Origin of the sequence: Kitasatospora sp. CM 4170 (assembly GCF_032110285.1) — a bacterium.
GTDB classification, from domain to species: Bacteria; Actinomycetota; Actinomycetes; order Streptomycetales; family Streptomycetaceae; genus Kitasatospora; species Kitasatospora aburaviensis.
The window spans coordinates 4,025,118-4,046,706 of sequence record NZ_CP134877.1 but is presented as its reverse complement, the minus strand read 5'-3'; the positions used below and the strand labels follow the sequence as shown (position 1 = coordinate 4,046,706).

The window sequence follows — 21,589 nt, the reverse complement described above, 5'->3', positions numbered from 1 at the left end:
TCCCGGAGTCCGTTCTATCAGGCCGGCCCGCGGCCGCCGGGCCGTCCCGGCCGGGACGGCCCGGATCTCCCCGGGACCCGCCCGCTACCGGCGGATCTCCCCGGCCCGGCCGTGCAGGGCGGCCCGGTCGGCCGCCGCGCGGCCCGCCACCCAGCCCTCGCCGTCGCTCACCCGGACGCGCTGCGAGACCAGCTTCGGGAACATCCGCCCCACCTCCTGGTCCACCGCCTCGGTGCGGGCCGCCAGCGCCGGCAGCAGCCGCTCGTCCGGCACCAGGTGCTCCTCGGTGCCGTCCTCGCGCAGGTGCCGCCCGGCCGCCGCGTCCTCGGTGGCCCGCTCGGTCGCGGCGGTCAGCCGTTCACGGATCCGCGCCGCGTACGCCACCAGGAAGGACTGCCGGAACGCCTTGGTGCGGGAGGCGCCGTCCAGGTGCTGGCGGGAGCCCGCCTTCTGCATCGCGTGCGTCATCTGCACCAGCAGCGAGGTGTAGAGCAGCTCGACGCCGTCCAGGTCGCCGTCGAAGCCGACGACCGTGCAGAAGCCGAACTCCTTCGCCCAGACCACCCGGCACCGGTTGGCCGCCGCCACCGCGTCCAGCAGCATCGTCTTGGGGCTCTCGTACGGGTTGTCCACGCCGATCCGCAGCGCCCCCGGGGCGTTCCGGTCGGCGCCGCCGGCGGCCAGCAGCGCCTCGTCGATGCTGTGCTGCGCCATCAGCTGCTGGGCCTTGGCGGTCAGCGCCTCGGCCTCCTCCGGGTACTCGGTCGACTCGGCCTTCGCCAGCAGCGCCCGGATCCGGGAGAGCATCCGCGGTTCGCCCGGCACCGGCCCCTGCGCCTGCCGATCCGCCCGGGGCGCGCCTCCGGCCCGGCCACCGGGCCCCGGGCCCGGGCCGACCGGCGCGATCGGGGGCAGCCGGCCCCAGGTCCGCAGCAGCTCCAGCGCCGCCGTCGCCAGCGCGAAGCGGTCCAGCCGGTGCCGGTGGGCGAAGGCGGCCAGGTACGCCTCGTCGCCCTGCCACCAGACCTCGGCCTCCAGCTCGCGCAGCTGCTCGTGCCAGCGCCGGTCGAGCGCGGCCGCCGGGTGGCGCCGGCCCTCGGCGGCGATCAGGTCCACCGCCAGCGCCAGGTGCACCGGCTTGAGCTCCCGCCGGACCACCCGCGCCAGGTCGGCCGGCCGCCAGCCCGCCGACCAGCAGCGCCCGACCGCGGTGTCCGCGTACCCGAGCAGCGCCCGGCTCACCGCCGGCCACTGGGCCGGGACGGCCGCCATCAGCGAGGCACCGGTGTCCAGGGCGAGGTCCAGCCCGTCCTCGGGCGCGGTCAGCACCGCCCGGACCGCCTGGTCCAGCAGCGGCGCCGCGCCCCCGTCCGCCCCGGCCTGCCCCTGCTGCCTGCGCCTGCCCACGGTGTGCCTGCCCTCGTCGCTCGTCCCGCCCTGCGGTCAGGACAGCCTCCCGCCCATGATGCCGGAGCGCCCGGCCCGGCGACCGGGAACGGGCGCCCGCACGGGCGGCGCGGGGCCCGGCACCGGAACTCCGGCACCGACAGCCGGAACCCGACCCGGGAACCCGACCCGGGAACCCGACCGCCGGAATCCGACCCCCGGTTCGGCCCCGGCGAGCGCCTCCGGGATGATTCCGGCAGGCCGTGGGTCGCGCGCGGCGCCACGGGGTTCGGGCGGGGCGCCGGACGGCGGGCCGGAGCCGTTCGAACGGGTGGGTCGCGGGACCGGCCCGGAGCCCGCCGCGCAAAGTGGCAACTACTCAGGGCCCGGGTTCGTCCTGCACTATGAAGAGCAGTGAGCGCGCGGAGCGCGCCGGGGTGTCGGAGGTGTCGGATGGCCGTTCAGCCGTGGGGCGAGCAGGGCTCCGGGTACGGGGCGCCGCCGCCGCACGTGCCGGTCAAGCCGTATGCCCAGCCGTGGCAGCCCGCGCAGGCGCCGCAGATGCCGCAGGCGGCCATGCGGGCCGCCCACACGGACCGGGACCGCACGGTGGACGTGCTGAAGGCCGCGTACGCCGAGGGGCGGCTCTCCGCCGACGAGTACGGTCAGCGCTTCGAGGCCGCGAGCTCGGCGCAGACCTACGGCGAGCTCGCCCGGCTGGTCGCCGACCTGCCGTCCGGCCCGATGGTCACGCCGATGACGATGGCCGGCGCGCCGGTGCCGCAGACCTTCCTGCCGCCCCCGCCGCCGCCGGCGCGGCCGACCAACGGCGCCGCGGTCGCCTCGCTGGTGCTCAGCCTGGTCGGGCTGGGGCTGCCGGCGGTGATCGCCGGCCACATCGCCAAGGGCCAGATCCGCGAGCGCAACGAGGACGGCGACGCGATGGCCACGGTCGGTCTGGTCCTCGGCTACCTGGAGTGCGTGATCTGGAGCCTGTTCATGCTGGTGGTGCTCGCCGTCGGCTGACCCCGGGCGTCGGCCGACCCCGCCCCCCGGCGTCGGCCGATCCCCGTCGGCGCGCCTCCGGTGGCGGGCGCCGCCGAGGTGTGATAGAGCGGCATGAGGAGCGGCCCGACACCGGGCGGCCGCGCGCGGGACACCCTCGCGACACCCGGCCGACGGCCGCGACCTGCGGTGTTCCATTTGTTTTGACCGCGCCGGATGCGCTAGGTACGCTCTGACCTTGTGCCTGGGGTGTCCCCGGGTCCTTGTGCGTGCATGCACACCGGTCGCCGCGCCAAGCCGGAGCGCCTTTTCGGCGCGCCGCGCGTGAGCGCCGTCGCTGTACAGCAGCCCATGGGATTCCGTGCCGGAATAAACCCAACACACCCGACCGCGTGGGTCGACCACGGGGCCGTGTGCGACGGGAACACCGCAGGTTAGTTCCACCAAGCCTTGGCACACAGAAAACGGAGAAACGGTGCCTACGATCCAGCAGCTGGTCCGAAAGGGCCGGCAGGACAAGGTCGAGAAGAACAAGACTCCCGCGCTGAAGGGCTCCCCGCAGCGCCGTGGGGTCTGCACGCGTGTGTACACGACCACCCCGAAGAAGCCGAACTCGGCTCTCCGCAAGGTCGCCCGTGTGCGCCTCACCAGCGGGATCGAGGTCACCGCTTACATCCCGGGCGAGGGCCACAACCTGCAGGAGCACTCCATCGTGCTGGTGCGCGGTGGTCGTGTGAAGGACCTTCCTGGTGTCCGCTACAAGATCATCCGCGGTTCGCTCGACACCCAGGGTGTCAAGAACCGCAAGCAGGCCCGCAGCCGCTACGGCGCCAAGAAGGAGAAGTAAGAATGCCTCGTAAGGGCCCCGCCCCGAAGCGCCCGGTCATCATCGACCCGGTTTACGGCTCCCCGGTCGTCACCCAGCTGGTCAACAAGATCCTGCTGCACGGCAAGCGCTCCACCGCCGAGCGGATCGTCTACGGCGCCCTCGAGGGCGTCCGTGAGAAGACCGGCTCCGACCCCGTCGTGACGCTGAAGCGCGCGCTGGAGAACGTCAAGCCGGCCCTCGAGGTCAAGTCCCGCCGTGTCGGTGGCGCGACCTACCAGGTTCCGGTCGAGGTCCGCCCGGGCCGCGCCAGCACCCTGGCGCTGCGCTGGATGGTCGGTTACTCCCGCGCCCGTCGCGAGAAGACCATGACCGAGCGCCTCATGAACGAGATCCTCGACGCCAGCAACGGCCTGGGCGCTTCCGTGAAGCGTCGCGAGGACACCCACAAGATGGCCGAGTCCAACAAGGCCTTCGCGCACTACCGCTGGTAGTCCGTACCCCGTCACTAGACAGAGAGAGAACGAGCCACCATGGCTGCAACCTCCCTTGACCTGGCCAGGGTCCGCAACATTGGGATCATGGCCCACATCGACGCGGGCAAGACCACCACCACCGAGCGGATCCTGTTCTACACCGGTGTCTCGTACAAGATCGGTGAGGTCCACGATGGCGCTGCCACCATGGACTGGATGGAGCAGGAGCAGGAGCGCGGCATCACGATCACGTCGGCCGCGACGACCTGTCACTGGACGGTCGACGACGTCGACAACACCATCAACATCATCGACACCCCGGGCCACGTCGACTTCACCGTCGAGGTGGAGCGTTCGCTGCGCGTGCTCGACGGTGCCGTGACGGTGTTCGACGGTGTCGCGGGTGTCGAGCCCCAGTCCGAGACCGTGTGGCGGCAGGCTGACCGCTACGGCGTCCCGCGCATCTGCTTCATCAACAAGCTGGACCGCACGGGCGCGAACTTCTTCTTCTGCGTCAAGACCATCGTGGACCGCCTCGGCGCGACCCCGCTGGTCATGCAGCTGCCGATCGGTGCCGAGTCGGACTTCCAGGGCGTTGTCGACCTGGTCCGCATGAAGGCGCTGGTCTGGTCCGCCGAGGCCGCCAAGGGCGAGATGTACGACATCGTCGACATCCCGGCCGACCTGGAGGAGCAGGCCGCGGAGTACCGCGAGCAGCTGATCGACACCGTGTCCAACGTCAGCGACGAGATCATGGAGCTCGCCCTCGAGGGCGAGGAGATCCCGGTCGAGCTGCTGCAGGACGCGATCCGCAAGGGCACGCTGAACTCGGACTTCACCCCGATCTTCTGCGGCACCGCGTTCAAGAACAAGGGCGTTCAGCCCCTGCTCGACGCCGTCGTCAAGTACCTGCCGTCCCCGCTGGACATCGAGTCCATCGAGGGCACCAAGCCGGGCGACGACACCGTCAAGATCTCCCGCAAGGCCTCGGACGACGAGCCGCTCGCCGCGCTCGCGTTCAAGATCATGTCGGACCCGCACCTCGGCAAGCTCACCTTCGTCCGGGTTTACTCGGGCCGCCTGGAGTCCGGCACCTCGGTGCTGAACGCCGTCAAGGGCAAGAAGGAGCGCATCGGCAAGATCTACCGCATGCACGCGAACAAGCGTGAGGAGATCGACTCGGTGGGCGCCGGCGACATCATCGCCGTCATGGGCCTGAAGCAGACCACCACCGGTGAGACGCTGTCCGACGAGAAGAACCCGGTCATCCTGGAGTCCATGGACTTCCCGGCCCCGGTCATCCGCGTCGCGATCGAGCCCAAGTCCAAGGGTGACCAGGAGAAGCTGGGTGTCGCCATCCAGCGTCTCGCCGAGGAGGACCCGTCCTTCCAGGTCAACACGGACGAGGAGACCGGCCAGACCATCATCGCGGGTATGGGCGAGCTGCACCTCGAGGTGCTCGTCGACCGTATGCGCCGTGAGTTCAAGGTCGAGGCCAACGTCGGCAAGCCGCAGGTCGCGTACCGCGAGACGATCCGCCAGGCCGTCGAGCGCATCGACTACACCCACAAGAAGCAGACCGGTGGTTCCGGTCAGTTCGCCAAGGTGCAGATCGCGATCGAGCCGCTCGAGCAGGCCGAGGGCTACGAGTTCGTCAACCTGGTCACCGGTGGCCGCGTGCCGCGGGAGTACATCCCGTCGGTCGACGCCGGCTGCCAGGAGGCCATGGAGTTCGGTATCCTCGCCGGCTACCCGCTCCAGGGCGTTCGCGTGAAGCTGCTCGACGGTGCGGCGCACGACGTCGACTCCTCCGAGCTCGCGTTCAAGATCGCCGGTTCGATGGCCTTCAAGGAAGGCGCCAAGAAGGCCAAGCCGGTCCTTCTTGAGCCGATGATGGCCGTCGAGGTCACCACGCCCGAGGACTACATGGGCGACGTGATCGGCGACATCAACTCTCGCCGTGGCCAGATCCGGTCCATGGACGAGCGTCACGGTGCCCGCGTCGTCACGGCGCTGGTGCCCCTCTCCGAGATGTTCGGCTACGTCGGTGACCTGCGCAGCAAGACCTCCGGTCGCGCGAGCTACTCGATGCAGTTCGACTCGTACGCCGAGGTTCCGCGGAACGTGGCGGACGACATCATCGCCAAGGCCAAGGGCGAGTAAGGACCGGCGCCAGCCGGCCCCTTATCCGAGGCCGCAGTACGTCCCGACATTCGGGACGATTGCGAACCCTTAGGCTATTAGGAGGCGACCCGGGAGGATCCAGCCGGATTCTCCCGGGGGCCTCCGGCCCCCACCCGCGGGACGGCATGGGGTGCTCCGGCACCCCGTACCCAACCCGATCAAAGACCAACTGACGTCAGCACGGCGTACAGAACTGTCCTCAGGAGGACTGCAGTGGCGAAGGCGAAGTTCGAGCGGACGAAGCCCCACGTCAACATCGGCACCATCGGTCACATCGACCACGGTAAGACGACCCTTACCGCGGCCATCACCAAGGTGCTGCACGACGCGTACCCGGAGATCAACCCCTTCACGCCGTTCGACCAGATCGACAAGGCGCCGGAGGAGCGGCAGCGCGGTATCACCATCTCGATCGCGCACGTCGAGTACCAGACCGAGGCGCGTCACTACGCCCACGTTGACTGCCCGGGTCACGCGGACTACATCAAGAACATGATCACCGGTGCGGCCCAGATGGACGGTGCGATCCTCGTCGTCGCCGCCACCGACGGCCCGATGCCGCAGACCAAGGAGCACGTCCTCCTGGCCCGCCAGGTCGGCGTCCCCTACATCGTCGTCGCCCTGAACAAGGCCGACATGGTGGACGACGAGGAGATCCTGGAGCTCGTCGAGCTCGAGGTCCGTGAGCTCCTCTCCGAGTACGAGTTCCCGGGCGACGACCTGCCGGTCGTCCGCGTCTCCGCGCTGAAGGCGCTGGAGGGCGACAAGGAGTGGGGCGAGAAGCTCCTCGGCCTGATGCACGCGGTCGACGAGAGCATCCCGACCCCGGCCCGCGCCGTGGACCAGCCGTTCCTGATGCCGATCGAGGACGTCTTCACGATCACCGGTCGTGGCACCGTCGTCACCGGTCGTATCGAGCGCGGTATCCTCAAGGTCAACGAGACTGTCGACATCATCGGCATCAAGGAGACCAAGACCACCACCACGGTCACCGGCATCGAGATGTTCCGCAAGCTGCTCGACGAGGGCCAGGCCGGTGAGAACGTCGGTCTGCTGCTCCGTGGCATCAAGCGCGAGGACGTCGAGCGCGGCCAGGTCATCATCAAGCCGGGCTCGGTCACCCCGCACACCGAGTTCGAGGCCCAGTCCTACATCCTGTCGAAGGACGAGGGTGGCCGCCACACCCCGTTCTTCAACAACTACCGCCCGCAGTTCTACTTCCGTACCACGGACGTGACCGGCGTCGTGACCCTTCCCGAGGGCACCGAGATGGTCATGCCGGGCGACAACACCGCCATGACGGTCGTGCTGATCCAGCCGATCGCCATGGAGGAGGGCCTGAAGTTCGCCATCCGTGAGGGTGGCCGCACCGTCGGCGCCGGCCAGGTCACCAAGATCCTCAAGTAATTTGACGGTCTAGACCTGCCTGCTCCACAGGCATCCGAAGGGCCCCGCACACCCCGGTGTGCGGGGCCCTTCGGCCTTCTCAGCAGCGCCTCATCAGCCTTCACGGACCGCTCAGAGGCGGCTGCTATCTTTGCCGAAACCAAGCCCCAGCAGTGGAAAGCGGGACCAGCTCATGCCCACGGCTCCCCAGTTGTCGATCGTGATGCCGATCTACAACGAGCAGGAAGCGCTGCCGCTGACGGTCGAGCGACTGCGACCGATCCTGGACGGGCTCGGCGTCACCTACGAGGTCGTCGGCGTCGACGACGGCAGCACCGACGCGACCCCGGTGCTGATGCAGAAGATCCGCCAGGACTGGCCCGAGTTCCGCATCGTGCGCTTCGCCCGCAACTCGGGGCACCAGGCGGCGCTGGCCGCCGGCATCCACCGGGCCTTCGGCGACTACGTGGTCTCCATCGACGCCGACCTCCAGGACCCGCCCGAGAAGATCCCCGAGATGCTCTCGCTCGCCCGCGAGCAGAACCTCGACATCGTCTACGGCGTGCGCGGGGACCGCGGCACCGACACCTTCTTCAAGCGCCACACGGCCGGCGCGTACTACTGGCTGATGCGCAGGCTGGTCGGCAAGCGGATGCCCAACCAGGCCGGCGACTTCCGGCTGCTCAGCCGGGCCGCGGTCGACGCGCTGAAGGCGCTGCCCGAGCAGCAGCCGGTCTACCGGATGCTCGTGCCGTGGCTGGGCTTCCCCAGCGGCGAGGTCGTCTACGTGCGCGAGGAGCGGGTGGCCGGCAGCACCCACTACCCGCTGTCCAAGATGGTCCGGCTCGCCCTCGACAGCATCACCAACTTCTCCGCCAGCCCGCTGCGGCTGGCCACCTGGCTGGGCCTGCTGAGCTTCCTGGTCTGCATCGGCCTGGCGGTCTACACCACCGTCGAGTACGCGCTCGGGTCGACGGTGCCGGGCTGGTCGTCGCTGTTCATAGGCATGCTCTTCATCGGCGCCGTCCAGCTGGTCTGCGTCGGCCTGCTCGGGGAGTACGTCGGCCGGATCTACTCGGCCGTCCAGGCCCGGCCGGCCTACTTCGTCGGCTACGACTCCGCCGACGACGAGTCGGAGGGGCAGGCCTGATGGCGTCCGCCGGCGGCCCGACGCCGCCCCCCTCGCCGACCGCGTCCGCTCCCGCCGCGTCGCCGGCGAGCGGGTCGACCCGGCGTCAGCTCCCGTCGTTCCTGGTCATCGGCGTCCTCAGCACGCTCTTCTACCTGCTGCTGTTCGTCGTCGCGCGCTGGTTCACCGGCCCGCAGGCCGCCAACCTGATCGCGCTCGCCGTCAGCGCGGTCGCCAACACGGCGGCGAACCGGCGCTTCACCTTCGGGGTCACCGGATCGGAGGGGATGATCCGTCATCAGCTCCAGGGCGCGGTGGCGTTCGTGATAGGACTGGGCCTCAGCGCCGGAGCGCTCGCCCTGCTCGACCTCGCCGTCCCGGACGCGTCCCGGGTGGTGGAGGTCGTCGGTCTGGTGGCCGCGAACGGACTCGCCACGGTGGCCCGGTTCCTGTTGTTGAAGGTGTGGGTCTTCCGGAGCAAGCCGTCCGGGTTGTCCGACAGTTGACGGCGCGCCCCGCGATCGTTCGGGGACGCAGGCTGTCTATATGATTGCCCTTTGTAGCCTACCCGTGCGCTGTTGTGTCGTTTCGGTGGACGGGGGCCCGCCCGGCCCAGAGGGGGGCATTGGCGGAGATCCGACCGAAGGGGCACTCCGCGTGTCGACCGCACAGTCCGAGCTGACCAGAGGAGCTCGGAACCGGCCGCAGCCGGCCGAGCCGGCCGGACCCGTCGGGCCGAGAAGCCGGGCCGGGGCCCGGGGGCCCCGGCGCAACCCGCTCCACCTGGCCCTGGCCCTGCTGCTGTCCTGGCTGGTGCCGGCCGGGCTGGTCGCGGTGCACCTCGGCGTCCTGCTGCTGCCGCTGCTCGTGCTGGCGGTCGCGGCCGTGATCCGCACCGGCGGCGTGCTGCTGGACCGCCTGGTGGTCGCCGGCCTGATCGTGGCCGGCTCGGTGCTCACCCTCGGCCTGCTGTACTCGCTCTGGCCGTGGGGCCTCGCCCCGGTGCCGACCACCGGGGTGATGTTCACCCTGATCTCGGTGGGCGGCTGGCTCGCGCGCCGGCGCCCGCGGCTGCCGCTGCGCTTCCGGGGTTCGGACCTCCTGGTCCTGGGCACCGTCGCGGTGGTCGGGCGCTACCTCCTCCACCCGCTCATGGGGGAGACGGCGGCCGAGCGGGTGGCGCTGTTCGCCACCTCCGAGGACCGGCTCGCACACTTCTCGTTCTTCTCCGGCATCCAGGGCGTCGGCGGCTTCAACTTCCTCCACCAGGAGGCGGCCAAGGCCTACCTGATCCCGCCGTCCGAGGTGACCTACCCGCAGGGCTCGCACTTCCTGCTGGCCTGGGTGGACGCGCTGGTCCACTCCTCCGCCGACCCCGGCGCGATGATCTACACGGTCAACCGCTACTTCCTGTACCTGCTGGTCTGCTACGCGCTGTTCTGCGGCGGGCTGGTCTGGGCCGCCCGCTGGATCGGCGGGCCGCGGCTGCGCGGCTGGCGGTGCACCGCGGTGTGCGCGACCGTCGGCGCCGTCATGCTGGCGACCAACTACCTGGACCTGCTCGCCCACGGCTTCGACTCCACCTTCATCGGGCTCTTCTTCGTGACCCTGACGCTGGCGGTCGCCGTCCGGCCGGCCATGGGGGTGGGCGAGTTCCTGCTGGCCGGCGCCGCCGGCATGATCACGGTCACCTACGCCTACAACATCTACGGCGCGTTCGCCGGGGTCGCGCTGTTCGGCGCGCTCGTCGTGCACCGCCGCAAGTTCGCCGGCCGCTGGTTCTGGGTGATCGGCGCACTGGTGGTGACGCTCGGTGTCGCCGCGCTGCCGAGCGCCCTGTCGCTGATGGGCGACCTGGACGTGGCCAGCGCCTCCAACATGAACGGGCCGTCCGTCAGCGCCGACAACTCGGTGCTGATCGGCGGCGGCCTGCTGGGCCTGCTGGCCGCGGTGATGCCGCGCAACCGCCGCACGGCCACCGGCCAGGCGCACCTGGCGGTGCTGCTCGGCACCGGCGCGCTGCTGAGCGCCTTCGCGCTGTACCAGCTGCACACCATCCAGCGGTACTCCTACTACTTCCACAAGATGACCGGCGTCGGCGTCGTGGTGAGCCTGATCTCGCTCGGCGCGGTCGGCGTCGTGCTGCAGGGCCAGTACCGGGGGAGCACCCGGACGCTGCCGCGGCGGGCCGGCGAGCTGGTCGTCTCCGTCCTGACCGTCGCCACCGCGCTCAGCCTCTTCGCGGGCGTCCAGTGGGGCTTCCTCAGCACCGAGGACAAGCGCGCCGACTGGTACGCCAACCCGCTGGTGGCCTGGGGCCGCGGCGAGTGGCGCAGCGACATGGGCCCCAAGGGCGCCGAGGCGCTGCAGCTCCCCGGTGTGACCGGCCCGGTCGTCTTCCTGGTGGCGAACGACGACTACAAGAACCTCAAGGCGACCTGGCTCGCCGCGCTGCTCAACCGGCGCGGCGGCGACATGGCCGCGCTGTACGACATGCACCCGCACATCGGCATCGGCGGTCCGTCCCCCAAGGAGGAGGACTACCGGAAGTCGGTCGGGAAGCTGAAGGAGTTCATCGCCAAGCTGCCCGCCCCGCCGACGATCGTGACGGCCGACCGCTCCGTGGGCGACCGGATCAAGCACGACCTGGCCGCCCAAGGTGTCAAGGTGACGGTGCTGAGCGATCCTCAGAACCTCTGGACCGAACCGTGGAAGCGCACCTTCCCCGGTGGCTGACGGTCCCGGGAGGGTCACCGAGCATTCACGGTGACCCGCTACTATTCACAGCAATCGCACGGAGGGGGCCGACCGCGTGCGGAGACGGGAGCCCAGGTCGGCCGGTGAACTCGGTGATCATGTGATGAAGAACCCGATCGCCAAGCTGCTCGGGATTCTCCCCCCGGGGGCCCGGCTCGTGGTCGGTGGCACGGTTGTGCTCGGAGCCTCGGCGTACGTCTACATGGCGCTCGTCGGCTACAGCCTCGGCACCGCCGGGGCCGCCCGGGTGACGATGCTCTGGACCGTCGTCATGTCGGTCGGCTGGGGACTGTTCCAGCCGGTCGAGCTGGAGCTGACCAGACTGGTGGCCGCCCGCAAGGTGGCCGGAGCCGGCGCACTGCCGGCCGTCCGGCGGATGCTGCTGCTCGCGCTGGCGATCCTGGCCGGCGCCTGCGGCGTCCTGGCCGCCGCCGCGCGCCCGATCGCCGACCTGCTCTTCGGCGGCGACACCTCGCTCGTGCTGGCGCTCGCCGGCGGCCTGGCCGGCCTCGCGGTGAGCTCGGTCTCCCGCGGCGCCCTGGCCGGCCTCGGCCTGTTCGGCCCCTACGGCACCCAGCTGGCCGTCGACGGCGCCCTGCGGATCGGCCTGGCCGCGCTGACCGCCGTGGCCGGGCTGCACTCGGCGCTGGCCTTCGGCCTGATCCTGGTGGTGGCCCCGGTCGTGGCGGCCCTGATCGGCCTGCGCGGAATCCTGGCCGACCGGGCACCCGGCCCCGAGGTGGCCTGGAAGGAGCTGACCGGCGGCCTGGGCCTGCTGATCGCCTCGGTGATGCTCTCCCAGCTGGTGGTCAACGCCACCGTGGTCTGCGTCCGGCTGCTCGCCCCCAAGCACTCCGAGGCCTCCGACGCGCTGGTGTTCGCGCTCGGCCAGGCCGTGGTGATGGCCCGGGTGCCGCTCTTCGCCTACAGCGCGCTCCAGGCCTCGATGGTCTCGGCGCTCTCCGGCGCGGCCGCGGCGGGGGACCACGGCGAGTTCCGCAAGGTGCTGACCCGGACCACCGCGGTGGTCGCGGCGATGTGCATCGGCGGCGGTCTGCCGGTCATCGCTCTCGGTGCCTGGCTCAACCCGCTGCTCTTCAACGCCAAGGACCTGCTCGGCCCGCTCGACTTCACCTGGCTGGTCCTCGGGACGCTCTGCTACGTCCTGGCCACCGTCTTCGGCCAGGCCCTGATGTCGCGCTCGCAGCACCGCCTCCAGTTGGTGGGCTGGGCCACGGGTTCCGTAGCATTGGTCGCCGTCGCGTGCGCCCCCGGTGCCGTCGGCCTGCGCGCCGAGCTCGCCTACCTGGCCGGTGCGGCGGTCAGCGCCGTGCTGATGCTGTGGGCCCTGTACCGGGCGATGCCCTCCCGTCCCCGCCCGTCCGGCGACGCCCGCCCGCGCCCGGACGGGGACCGGGCGACCGAGCCGCTCCGCACCTCGTGACGGTGAGGACCCGACTGTGACTGGCCGACGACGCCCATGAGCAGCACCGACGACAGACCGACCCAGGCACGCACCGGCGTGCCGATCGCCAAGCATGGAGCCCCTGTGTCCGAGTACGACAACGTCTGGCTGGTGATCCCGGCCTACAACGAAGGCCAGGTGATCGCCGAGGTCGTGGAAGGGGCACGCAAGACCTTCCCCAACATCGTCGTGGTGGACGACGGCTGCACCGACGACACGGCGCAGCACGTCATGACGACCGGTGCGCACCTCGTCCGCCACCCGGTGAACCTCGGCCAGGGTGCCGCGCTGCAGACCGGTCTGAAGTACGCGCTGGAGCAGCAGGGCGCGGAGTACTTCGCGACCTTCGACGCGGACGGCCAGCACCAGACCGGCGACGTCGAGAAGATGGTGGCGCTGCTGCGCCAGGGCGAGGCCGACATCGTGCTCGGCTCCCGCTTCATCGAGCAGACCGGCCAGGTGCCGTGGATCAAGCGCGTGGTGCTGCGGACGGCCGCCGCGGTCAGCCCCACCGCCCGCAAGCTGAAGCTCACCGACGCGCACAACGGTCTGCGCGTCATGAACCGCGAGGCCGCCGGCCGCATCCGGATCACCATGAACGGCATGGCCCACGCTTCGGAGATCGTCTCCTTCCTCGCCGGCTCGGATCTGCGGGTCGCCGAGGTGCCGGTGGACATCCTGTACACCGACTACTCTCGCGCCAAGGGTCAGTCCCTGATCAATGGCGTCAACATCCTCTTCGACATCTCGCTGCGGGAGCGTAACCGCCGATGAACCACCTCTGGATTCAGCTGATCCTCGTCGTGGCCGCCGTGGCCATGGCCCTCCTGTTCGTCCGGCGCTGGGACGCCGCGAACACCAGGGCGTGGAAGCGCATCGCCTTCTCGCTCTTCGTGATCGCGAACATCGTCGCGATCCTGTGGCCGACCGGCGTGACCAAGCTGGCCACCGCGCTGGGCGTGGGCCGCGGCACCGACCTGGTGCTGTACCTGATGGTGATCGGGATGGGCTTCCTGACGCTCAACACCTACCTGCGCTTCCGCTCCCTGGAGAAGAAGATCACCGACCTGGCGCGTACGGTGGCCATCACCGAGGGCATCCGCCACAACAACGACCGCCTCGACGTCCCGGTCAGCTCCGAGCGCTGACCCGGGGCCGCCGGGCGAGGACACCGACGAGAGAACGGGACCCCCGTGCGGGGTACCGTTCCTCTTCGCGTCACCGGGCAGGCGCGCCGGTGCACCGAAGCGCGACCAAGACCAGGAGGTGCGGCGCCGCCATGAGCGTCGATTTCGTCATTCCGTACTACGGCGACCCGGAGTACCTGTTCGCCACCATCGACAGCATCCGGGCGCAGCACCAGGAGGACTGGCGGCTGACGATCGTGGACGACCAGTACCCGGGTTTCCGGGCGCTGGAGTACATCGAGAGCCTGGGCGACGAGCGGATCCGCTACATCCGCAACGAGGAGCGGCTGGGCCCCAACGGGAACACCTACAAGGCCTCGACCCTGGCCGAGCGCGAGTTCGTCTCGATGATGGGCGCCGACGACCTGCTGGAGCCGAACTACCTCGACGTCGTCCTGGAGCGCCTGCGGGCCGACCCGAAGGCGATCGCGGTCCAGCCCGGCGTGCGGGTGATGGACAGCGAGGGCACGATCCTCACCTCGGTCGGCATCGGCGACAAGGTCAAGCGCAAGATCAGCGCCCCGGCCCGCAAGGCCGGCGTGATCGGCGGCGAGGAGGCGGTGAAGAGCCTGCTCTCCGGCAACTGGCTGTACACGCCCTCGCTCACCTACCGCCAGTCCGCCCTGTCGAAGATCCCGTACCGCCCGGACATCGACGCCATCCACGACCTGGCCTTCATGGTCGACATGCTGATGGAGGGCGGCAACCTCCTGGTCGACGAGCGCGAGGTGTTCCGCTACCGCCGCCACCAGGCCAGCGACTCCTCGACCCGGGTCAAGGACGGCAAGCGCTTCGACGAGGAGCTGCACTACTACGCGCTGATCGCCAAGGAGCTGCGCGCCAAGGGCTGGAACGCCGCCGCCCGCTCCGCCGACCTGCACCTGTCCTCGCGCCTGCACGCGCTGATGGTGGCGGCCGGCCGGCTCGGCGCCGGTGACTTCGCGCACGCCGGGGCCATGGTGGGACGGGCCGTCCGTACCGGCTGACCGTCCCGGGCAGCGCCGAAGCAGGCATTCGGCAGCGGCCGGGGGACCGGGCGGCGCCCCCACGACGTCCGTTCGACCGTCGCCACATCCGCGGCACTCCACGAAAGCGACTGACATGACTGATCTGGCTGCCGACCCGGTCGGCGGCTCCACCACGGAGCCGCGCCGGCCGGGCGGTGTGACGACGGACCCGGCCGGCTCGCGGGCCCCGGGCCTGCTGGCCCGGCCCTGGGCCGCCCGTACCGCCGAGGCGGTGGTGTCGGTCGTGGCGGCCTTCGGCTTCGCCCTGCTCTGCACCCGCATCGACGTCAACCCGCTCGCCCGGGTCGGCCAGGTCAGCGGCCTGGCCATGATCCAGAAGTACGCGGCGCTGGTGGGCCTGCCGGTCCTGGCCGTGCTGCTCTACACCGCCTACCGGGGCAGCGTGGCACGCGCCCAGCTCGCCCAGCGGCTGGTCTGCGCCGCCGTCGCGGGCCTGTCCACCGGTGTGGTGGCCGGCGGCATCGCGGTGGCGCTGAACGGCACCCAGTGGGGTCTGGGCGGCCAGGAGGGCGACCCGGGCAACCTCATCGGCATGGCCAACGACATGCTGCGCGGTCAGGGCGTGCCCGGCGTCTACCCGCCCGGGTTCCCGGGGGCCCTGGCGGTCTGGTCGAAGCTCTTCTACGGCGGTGTCGGCGGCGGTGGCTACGCGCTCAAGGACCTCCAGCTGATCTGCAGCGCGCTTGTCGGCCCGATGGCCTACCTGTCCTGGCGGCTGCTGCTGCGGCCGGTCTGGGCCCTGCTGATCGCGGTCCCGTCGGCGATCCTCTTCCTCGACCCGATCCGCCCGTACAGCCACGTCACCATGATCGTGATGGTGCCGATGCTGGCGGGCGCCCTGCGCGAGCTGCGCCGCGCCCACGAGCTGTCGACCCGCTCGGTCGTGCTCCGCGCCCTGAGCTTCGGCGGCTCCTTCGGCGTGATGTTCCTCTGGTACAACGGCTGGTTCGTCTGGGCGGCCCCCGGGGTCTTCGTCCTGACCATGTTCGTCGTGCCGTGGCGCCAGGGCGCCGCGCGGCTCAAGCGGGCCCTGCTGTTCCTCGGCGTGACGGTGCTGAGCGCCGGCGTCATCGCCTCGCCGCTGCTGTACCAGCTGGTCAAGCTGGGCGCGCAGGCCAAGGACCGGTACGCCTACCTGCCGGTCTACATCGACCCGGCGTACATCATGGGCTGGGCCTCGGACCGCTCCGGCCGCCTCACCTACCACGACTGGCCCTGGCGCGGCGAGCTCGCCGGCCAGAGCGCCTACACGCTGCTGCTGCTGGCCGGCGCGGCGCTGGCGCTGGGCCTCGGCCTGCGCAGCATCGCGGTCCGGACGGTCGCGGCGACCCTGATCGGCGCCTGGCTGCTGCGCTTCTGGTTCGCCTCGCACCTGGCCCAGGACAAGGCGATCCAGCTCTACCCGCGCACCACCTGGATCATCCTGTACGCCCTGATGATCCTCGCCGTGCTCGGCCTGATGTTCGCCGTGCAGCGCGGGGCGACCTGGGCGCGCACGCTGCAGCGGGTCGAGGACGGCAAGCCGGTCGCGGGGGCGATCCGCCCGGCGGTCACCGGCCGGATGGTCGCGGGCGTGGTCTGTGCGCTCGCGCTGTTCGCCACCATGGGTGCCTCCTGGTCGGCCGACCGCTACATGCCGACCACCGACCCGAAGGCCATCCCGGACGGCAAGTCGGAGGTCATCGACATGGGCGCCGACGCCTGGCGCGCGCACATCCTGGTGAACCGCAACGGCAAGTGCCCCAAGTACGACCCGGCCGGTCCGACGGACTGCGCGCCGGTGAACTACAAGCTCAAGGAGTACAACAACGAGCCCGACAAGGGGCAGCTGTGGTGCGCCAACGTGAAGGCCGAGGAATGGGCCCTGGTCTGCGGCTCCAAGCGCCCCTGGTAGCGGAGCGGACCGGCTGAGCGGCCCCGGCGTGGTGCGGACCACGCCGGGGCCGATTGGCATCCGGGCTGCTCCCTGTGGCAGTATGTCCAAGTTGCTCGGTTGAGTGCCGATGCTGCGCGCCTCCCGCCGGGAGGACTGGAAGCGAGTCCCAAGTACTCGTCGTTCCCGTGATGGCCGTTCATGTGTTCACGTGAAGTGTGTGAATGCAGTGGTGTGAAGTCGACACCGCGGCAGCTGCGGGGCGGACGTACGGGAATCTTCCGGGAAGCGTGGGCGGGGCCTCGACCCGGCGCCTGGTGGGTGCAAGACCTCACCGACTCACAGCGAGAACACCGAGAAGAGGACACACTCTTCCGGTTTTTTGCAAGCGGGAGTGCGACACGCCCGACCGCGTGGGTCGGAGGTAACCACCCAGGGGTGCCACCGGACACAGTCCACCCGGACGAATCCGGCCGCAGAAGCAGCAGACGACACAAAGGACTACTGAGTAGCCATGGCGGGACAGAAGATCCGCATCCGGCTCAAGGCCTACGACCACGAGGTCATCGACTCCTCGGCGAAGAAGATCGTCGAGACGGTGATCCGTACTGGTGCGCAGGTCGCGGGCCCGGTGCCGCTGCCCACTGAGAAGAACGTGTACTGCGTCATCCGCTCGCCGCACAAGTACAAGGACTCGCGCGAGCACTTCGAGATGCGTACTCACAAGCGTCTGATCGACATCCTCGACCCCACGCCGAAGACGGTTGACTCGCTGATGCGTCTCGACCTGCCGGCCGGTGTCGACATCGAGATCAAGCTCTGAGAGGCGCACCGAAGATGGCTAAGCAGATTAAGGGCATCCTGGGCGAGAAGCTCGGCATGACCCAGGTCTGGGACGAGAACAACCGGATCGTTCCGGTGACCGTCGTCAAGGCCGGGCCGAATGTCGTGACCCAGGTCCACACCGCCGACAGCCCGGCCGGCTACGACGCCGTCCAGATCGGCTTCGGCGAGATCGACCCCCGCAAGGTGAACAAGCCCCTCGCGGGCCACTTCGCCAAGGCCGGTGTCACCCCGCGCCGCCACCTGGTCGAGCTGCGTACCTCGGACGCGTCCGAGTACACCCTGGGCCAGGAGATCACCGCCGAGCTGTTCGAGGCGGGTGTCAAGGTCGACGTGACCGGCACCTCCAAGGGCAAGGGCTTCGCCGGTGTCATGAAGCGTCACAACTTCAAGGGTCTCGGCGCCGGCCACGGCACCCAGCGCAAGCACCGTTCGCCCGGTTCCATCGGTGGCTGCGCCACCCCGGGCCGCGTGTTCAAGGGCCTGCGCATGGCCGGTCGGATGGGTCACGAGCGTGTGACCACCCAGAACCTGACCGTGCACGCGGTCGACGCGGAGAAGGGCCTGCTGCTCATCAAGGGCGCCGTCCCGGGCCCGAACGGCGGCCTCGTCCTCGTCCGCACCGCGGCGAAGGGGCTGTGAGGAAATGAGCACCATTGACATCCTGTCGCCGGCTGGCGACAAGACCGGCAGCCTCGAGCTGCCGGCCGAGATCTTCGACGCGAAGGTCAGCGTTCCGCTGATGCACCAGGTCGTCGTGGCGCAGCTCGCTGCGGCCCGTCAGGGCACCCACAAGACCAAGACTCGTGGCGAGGTCCGCGGTGGCGGCAAGAAGCCGTACCGCCAGAAGGGCACCGGCCGCGCCCGTCAGGGCTCGACCCGTGCGCCGCAGTTCGCCGGCGGTGGCGTCGTGCACGGTCCCGTGCCGCGCGACTACTCGCAGCGGACCCCGAAGAAGATGATCGCCGCCGCCCTGCGCGGTGCGCTCACCGACCGGGCCCGCCACAACCGCATCCACGTCGTCACCGGCGTGACCGCGACCGAGGCGCCGTCGACCAAGGCCGCCAAGAGCCTGTTCGGCAAGATCACCGACCGCAAGAACGTCCTCCTGGTCGTCGAGCGTGCGGACGAGCTGGGCCTCAAGTCCGCTCGCAACCTGCCGAACGTGCACATCCTGGACGCCGGTCAGCTGAACACCTACGACGTGCTCGTCTCCGACGATGTGGTCTTCACCCAGGCCGCCTTCGAGCGTTTCGTGGCCGGTCCGGCCGCGTCCGCCAAGGCCGTTGCCGCTGAGGGCGAGCTCGAAGGGAGCGCCGCCTGATGAGCGACGTTACGAGCAAGACGTTCACGGACCCCCGTGACGTCCTGGTGAAGCCGGTCATCTCCGAGAAGAGCTACAGCCTTCTCGACGAGAACAAGTACACGTTCATCGTGTCGCCGGGCGCCAACAAGACCCAGATCAAGCAGGCCGTCGAGGCGGTCTTCTCGGTCAAGGTCGAGGCTGTCAACACGATCAACCGTCAGGGCAAGCGCAAGCGCTCCAAGACGGGCTTTGGCAAGCGCAAGGACACCAAGCGCGCCATCGTGACGCTGGCCGAGGGCAACCGCATCGACATCTTCGGTGGTCCGGTCTCCTGAATAGGGAGATCGTGATCGTCGATTAGGACGAGGACGAGAGAGCCAAATGGGCATCCGCAAGTACAAGCCGACTACGCCGGGCCGTCGTGGCTCCAGCGTGGCCGACTTCGTAGAAATCACGCGGTCCACGCCGGAGAAGTCGCTGGTTCGCCCCCTGCACAGCAAGGGCGGCCGTAACAACGCCGGTCGTGTCACCGCTCGCCACCAGGGTGGCGGTCACAAGCGCGCCTACCGCGTGATCGACTTCCGTCGTCACGACAAGGACGGCGTGCCGGCCAAGGTCGCGCACATCGAGTACGACCCGAACCGCACCGCGCGCATCGCGCTCCTGCACTACGCGGACGGCGAGAAGCGCTACATCATCGCTCCGCGCGGCATCACGCAGGGTGACCGGATCGAGAACGGCCCCGCGGCCGACATCAAGCCGGGCAACAACCTGCCGCTGCGCAACATCCCGGTCGGTACCACCATCCACGCGGTGGAGCTGCGTCCCGGCGGCGGTGCCAAGCTGGCCCGCTCGGCCGGCTCCGGCATCCAGCTGCTGGCGCGTGAGGGCAAGATGGCGCACCTGCGCATGCCCTCCGGTGAGATCCGCCTGGTGGACGCGCGCTGCCGCGCCACCGTCGGTGAGGTCGGCAACGCCGAGCAGTCGAACATCAACTGGGGCAAGGCCGGCCGTATGCGCTGGAAGGGCGTTCGCCCGACCGTGCGTGGTGTGGCCATGAACCCGATCGACCACCCGCACGGTGGTGGTGAGGGTAAGACCTCCGGTGGTCGCCACCCGGTCTCGCCGTGGGGTAAGCCCGAGGGCCGTACCCGTCGCCCGAACAAGGCGTCGGACAAGCTCATCGTGCGCCGCCGCAAGACCAACAAGAAGCGCTAGGAGCAGGTCAGATGCCGCGCAGCCTCAAGAAGGGCCCCTTCATCGACGGCCACCTCATCAAGAAGGTGGACGCTCAGAACGAGGCGGGTACCCAGAACGTCATCAAGACCTGGTCCCGTCGCTCCGTGATCTCCCCGAGCATGCTCGGCCACACGATCGCGGTTCACGATGGTCGCAAGCACGTCCCGGTGTTCGTCACCGAGTCGATGGTCGGCCACAAGCTGGGCGAGTTCGCTCCGACCCGCACCTTCCGCGGCCACGTCAAGGACGACCGCAAGTCGAAGCGTCGCTAGTCGCCTGAGCTTCACCGCCAGAACGACTCAATGACTTACTCCATTAAGGGGACAACCATGGAAGCCAGGGCCCAGGCGCGGTACATCCGCGTCACGCCCATGAAGGCCCGCCGCGTGGTGGACCTCATCCGTGGCCTGAACGCCACGGAGGCCCAGGCCGTCCTGCGTTTCGCTCCGCAGGCCGCCACCGTGCCGGTCGGCAAGGTGCTCGACAGCGCCATCGCCAACGCCGCGCACAACTACAACCACTCCAACGTGGACGACCTCTACATCTCTGAGGCGTACGTTGACGAGGGCCCGACCCTGAAGCGGTTCCGTCCGCGCGCCCAGGGCCGTGCCTACCGGATCCGCAAGCGGACCAGCCACATCACCGTGGTCGTCAGCAGCAAGGAAGGGACCCGGTAATGGGCCAGAAGGTTAACCCGCACGGGTTCCGCCTCGGCATCAGCACGGACTTCAAGTCCCGCTGGTACGCCGACAAGCTGTACAAGGACTACGTCAAGGAAGACGTCGCCATTCGTCGCATGATGACGAAGGGCATGGAGCGCGCCGGCATCTCCAAGGTCGAGATCGAGCGCACCCGCGACCGCGTCCGCGTTGACATCCACACCGCTCGCCCCGGCATCGTCATCGGCCGCCGTGGCACCGAGGCCGACCGCATCCGCGGCGACCTCGAGAAGCTGACCGGCAAGCAGGTCCAGCTGAACATCCTCGAGGTCAAGAACCCCGAGCTGGACGCCCAGCTCGTGGCTCAGGGCGTCGCGGAGCAGCTGTCCTCCCGCGTCTCCTTCCGTCGTGCCATGCGCAAGTCGATGCAGGGCACCATGAAGTCCGGCGCCAAGGGCATCAAGGTCCAGTGCTCCGGTCGTCTCGGCGGCGCCGAGATGAGCCGTTCGGAGTTCTACCGCGAGGGCCGTGTGCCGCTGCACACCCTGCGCGCGAACGTCGACTACGGCTTCTTCGAGGCCAAGACGACCTTCGGCCGCATCGGCGTGAAGGTCTGGATCTACAAGGGCGACGTCAAGAACATCGCCGAGGTCCGCGCTGAGAACGCCGCTGCCCGCTCGGGCAACCGCCCGGCCCGTCCCGAGGGTGGTCGTCCCGCCCGCGGTGGCGAGCGCCGTGGTGGCGAGCGCGGTGGCCGTGGCCGTCGTCCCGCCGCCGAGGCCCCCGCGGCCCCGGTGACCGAGGCTCCGGCTGCTGAGAACACCGGAACGGAGGCCTGAC

Annotated in this window: 22 protein-coding genes; 21 read left to right on the top strand and 1 reads right to left on the bottom strand. The window is 69.9% G+C overall.

What is annotated here, in order from left to right; all coding sequences use genetic code 11:
• Nucleotides 1-84 precede the first annotated feature (84 nt).
• The gene (locus tag RMN57_RS16945; protein WP_313764198.1) at nucleotides 85-1,407 is read right to left on the bottom strand and encodes a DUF2786 domain-containing protein; all 1,323 of its coding nucleotides are present in this window, start codon (nucleotides 1,405-1,407) and stop codon (nucleotides 85-87) included.
• Nucleotides 1,408-1,839: 432 nt separating this feature from the next.
• On the opposite strand from RMN57_RS16945, the gene RMN57_RS16940 reads away from it, so the two are divergent.
• The 21 genes from RMN57_RS16940 (at nucleotide 1,840) to rpsC (ending at nucleotide 21,588) form a co-directional block, all read left to right on the top strand.
• On the top strand, nucleotides 1,840-2,412 hold the full coding sequence (locus RMN57_RS16940; RefSeq protein WP_313764197.1) for a DUF1707 and DUF4190 domain-containing protein: 573 nt from the start codon (nucleotides 1,840-1,842) through the stop codon (nucleotides 2,410-2,412).
• Between the two features lie 454 nt (nucleotides 2,413-2,866).
• Nucleotides 2,867-3,238: a 30S ribosomal protein S12 gene (gene rpsL / locus RMN57_RS16935; protein ID WP_014144289.1), complete on the top strand. Its 372-nt coding sequence runs from the start codon at nucleotides 2,867-2,869 to the stop codon at nucleotides 3,236-3,238.
• Nucleotides 3,239-3,240: 2 nt separating this feature from the next.
• Complete coding sequence (rpsG, locus tag RMN57_RS16930; protein WP_030055803.1) at nucleotides 3,241-3,711, top strand: 30S ribosomal protein S7; 471 nt, start codon at nucleotides 3,241-3,243, stop codon at nucleotides 3,709-3,711.
• Nucleotides 3,712-3,750: 39 nt separating this feature from the next.
• Nucleotides 3,751-5,856, top strand: coding sequence for an elongation factor G (fusA, locus tag RMN57_RS16925; RefSeq protein WP_313764196.1), 2,106 nt, complete (start codon nucleotides 3,751-3,753; stop codon nucleotides 5,854-5,856).
• A gap of 234 nt (nucleotides 5,857-6,090) precedes the next feature.
• The gene (gene tuf / locus RMN57_RS16920) at nucleotides 6,091-7,284 is read left to right on the top strand and encodes an elongation factor Tu (RefSeq protein ID WP_313764195.1); all 1,194 of its coding nucleotides are present in this window, start codon (nucleotides 6,091-6,093) and stop codon (nucleotides 7,282-7,284) included.
• Nucleotides 7,285-7,456: 172 nt separating this feature from the next.
• Nucleotides 7,457-8,413 (top strand): glycosyltransferase family 2 protein, encoded by a 957-nt coding sequence (locus RMN57_RS16915; RefSeq protein ID WP_313764194.1) that lies wholly within the window; start codon nucleotides 7,457-7,459, stop codon nucleotides 8,411-8,413.
• The gene (locus RMN57_RS16910) at nucleotides 8,413-8,898 is read left to right on the top strand and encodes a GtrA family protein (protein ID WP_313764193.1); all 486 of its coding nucleotides are present in this window, start codon (nucleotides 8,413-8,415) and stop codon (nucleotides 8,896-8,898) included. Before RMN57_RS16915 ends, RMN57_RS16910 begins: the two co-directional genes overlap by 1 nt.
• Nucleotides 8,899-9,049: 151 nt before the next feature.
• Complete coding sequence (locus tag RMN57_RS16905; protein WP_313764192.1) at nucleotides 9,050-11,128, top strand: hypothetical protein; 2,079 nt, start codon at nucleotides 9,050-9,052, stop codon at nucleotides 11,126-11,128.
• 124 nt (nucleotides 11,129-11,252) lie between these two features.
• A complete protein-coding gene (locus RMN57_RS16900) occupies nucleotides 11,253-12,593 on the top strand; it encodes a hypothetical protein (protein ID WP_313764191.1) in 1,341 nt (446 codons plus the stop codon).
• Nucleotides 12,594-12,698: 105 nt separating this feature from the next.
• The gene (locus RMN57_RS16895; protein WP_238862994.1) at nucleotides 12,699-13,388 is read left to right on the top strand and encodes a glycosyltransferase family 2 protein; all 690 of its coding nucleotides are present in this window, start codon (nucleotides 12,699-12,701) and stop codon (nucleotides 13,386-13,388) included.
• Nucleotides 13,385-13,762 carry a DUF2304 domain-containing protein gene (locus tag RMN57_RS16890; RefSeq protein WP_313764190.1) on the top strand — a complete coding sequence of 126 codons (378 nt, stop codon included), beginning with the start codon at nucleotides 13,385-13,387 and terminating at the stop codon, nucleotides 13,760-13,762. Before RMN57_RS16895 ends, RMN57_RS16890 begins: the two co-directional genes overlap by 4 nt.
• Before the next feature lie 131 nt (nucleotides 13,763-13,893).
• Entirely contained in the window at nucleotides 13,894-14,787 is an 894-nt protein-coding gene (locus RMN57_RS16885) for a glycosyltransferase (protein WP_313764189.1), read from the top strand.
• A 115-nt stretch (nucleotides 14,788-14,902) separates the two neighbouring features.
• Entirely contained in the window at nucleotides 14,903-16,723 is a 1,821-nt protein-coding gene (locus RMN57_RS16880) for a hypothetical protein (RefSeq protein ID WP_313764188.1), read from the top strand.
• 493 nt (nucleotides 16,724-17,216) lie between these two features.
• Entirely contained in the window at nucleotides 17,217-17,525 is a 309-nt protein-coding gene (gene rpsJ / locus RMN57_RS16875; RefSeq protein WP_012785157.1) for a 30S ribosomal protein S10, read from the top strand.
• 14 nt (nucleotides 17,526-17,539) lie between these two features.
• Nucleotides 17,540-18,187 carry a 50S ribosomal protein L3 gene (gene rplC / locus RMN57_RS16870; RefSeq protein WP_030263524.1) on the top strand — a complete coding sequence of 216 codons (648 nt, stop codon included), beginning with the start codon at nucleotides 17,540-17,542 and terminating at the stop codon, nucleotides 18,185-18,187.
• 4 nt (nucleotides 18,188-18,191) lie between these two features.
• Nucleotides 18,192-18,869, top strand: a complete 678-nt coding sequence (gene rplD / locus RMN57_RS16865; protein WP_313764187.1) for a 50S ribosomal protein L4 — start codon at nucleotides 18,192-18,194, stop codon at nucleotides 18,867-18,869.
• On the top strand, nucleotides 18,869-19,186 hold the full coding sequence (gene rplW / locus RMN57_RS16860) for a 50S ribosomal protein L23 (RefSeq protein WP_030280768.1): 318 nt from the start codon (nucleotides 18,869-18,871) through the stop codon (nucleotides 19,184-19,186). The genes rplD and rplW overlap by 1 nt, the downstream gene beginning before the upstream one ends.
• A 46-nt stretch (nucleotides 19,187-19,232) precedes the next feature.
• On the top strand, nucleotides 19,233-20,069 hold the full coding sequence (gene rplB, locus RMN57_RS16855; RefSeq protein WP_209414068.1) for a 50S ribosomal protein L2: 837 nt from the start codon (nucleotides 19,233-19,235) through the stop codon (nucleotides 20,067-20,069).
• Between the two features lie 11 nt (nucleotides 20,070-20,080).
• Nucleotides 20,081-20,362 carry a 30S ribosomal protein S19 gene (rpsS, locus tag RMN57_RS16850; RefSeq protein ID WP_035848164.1) on the top strand — a complete coding sequence of 94 codons (282 nt, stop codon included), beginning with the start codon at nucleotides 20,081-20,083 and terminating at the stop codon, nucleotides 20,360-20,362.
• 57 nt (nucleotides 20,363-20,419) lie between these two features.
• Nucleotides 20,420-20,767, top strand: a complete 348-nt coding sequence (gene rplV, locus RMN57_RS16845) for a 50S ribosomal protein L22 (RefSeq protein ID WP_030232471.1) — start codon at nucleotides 20,420-20,422, stop codon at nucleotides 20,765-20,767.
• Nucleotides 20,767-21,588 carry a 30S ribosomal protein S3 gene (gene rpsC / locus RMN57_RS16840; protein WP_209414069.1) on the top strand — a complete coding sequence of 274 codons (822 nt, stop codon included), beginning with the start codon at nucleotides 20,767-20,769 and terminating at the stop codon, nucleotides 21,586-21,588. Before rplV ends, rpsC begins: the two co-directional genes overlap by 1 nt.
• Nucleotide 21,589: the final 1 nt, after the last annotated feature.

Bases quoted from the DNA above. Each gene is read 5' to 3' on its own strand.
- RMN57_RS16940 (WP_313764197.1), top strand. From the start codon at position 1,840: ATGGCCGTTCAGCCGTGGGGCGAGCAGGGCTCCGGGTACGGGGCGCCG.
- rpsG (WP_030055803.1), top strand. From the start codon at position 3,241: ATGCCTCGTAAGGGCCCCGCCCCGAAGCGCCCGGTCATCATCGACCCG.
- fusA (WP_313764196.1), top strand. From the start codon at position 3,751: ATGGCTGCAACCTCCCTTGACCTGGCCAGGGTCCGCAACATTGGGATC.
- RMN57_RS16915 (WP_313764194.1), top strand. From the start codon at position 7,457: ATGCCCACGGCTCCCCAGTTGTCGATCGTGATGCCGATCTACAACGAG.
- RMN57_RS16910 (WP_313764193.1), top strand. From the start codon at position 8,413: ATGGCGTCCGCCGGCGGCCCGACGCCGCCCCCCTCGCCGACCGCGTCC.
- RMN57_RS16900 (WP_313764191.1), top strand. From the start codon at position 11,253: ATGAAGAACCCGATCGCCAAGCTGCTCGGGATTCTCCCCCCGGGGGCC.
- RMN57_RS16890 (WP_313764190.1), top strand. From the start codon at position 13,385: ATGAACCACCTCTGGATTCAGCTGATCCTCGTCGTGGCCGCCGTGGCC.
- RMN57_RS16885 (WP_313764189.1), top strand. From the start codon at position 13,894: ATGAGCGTCGATTTCGTCATTCCGTACTACGGCGACCCGGAGTACCTG.
- RMN57_RS16880 (WP_313764188.1), top strand. From the start codon at position 14,903: ATGACTGATCTGGCTGCCGACCCGGTCGGCGGCTCCACCACGGAGCCG.
- rpsJ (WP_012785157.1), top strand. From the start codon at position 17,217: ATGGCGGGACAGAAGATCCGCATCCGGCTCAAGGCCTACGACCACGAG.
- rplC (WP_030263524.1), top strand. From the start codon at position 17,540: ATGGCTAAGCAGATTAAGGGCATCCTGGGCGAGAAGCTCGGCATGACC.
- rplD (WP_313764187.1), top strand. From the start codon at position 18,192: ATGAGCACCATTGACATCCTGTCGCCGGCTGGCGACAAGACCGGCAGC.
- rplW (WP_030280768.1), top strand. From the start codon at position 18,869: ATGAGCGACGTTACGAGCAAGACGTTCACGGACCCCCGTGACGTCCTG.
- rplB (WP_209414068.1), top strand. From the start codon at position 19,233: ATGGGCATCCGCAAGTACAAGCCGACTACGCCGGGCCGTCGTGGCTCC.
- rpsS (WP_035848164.1), top strand. From the start codon at position 20,081: ATGCCGCGCAGCCTCAAGAAGGGCCCCTTCATCGACGGCCACCTCATC.
- rplV (WP_030232471.1), top strand. From the start codon at position 20,420: ATGGAAGCCAGGGCCCAGGCGCGGTACATCCGCGTCACGCCCATGAAG.
- rpsC (WP_209414069.1), top strand. From the start codon at position 20,767: ATGGGCCAGAAGGTTAACCCGCACGGGTTCCGCCTCGGCATCAGCACG.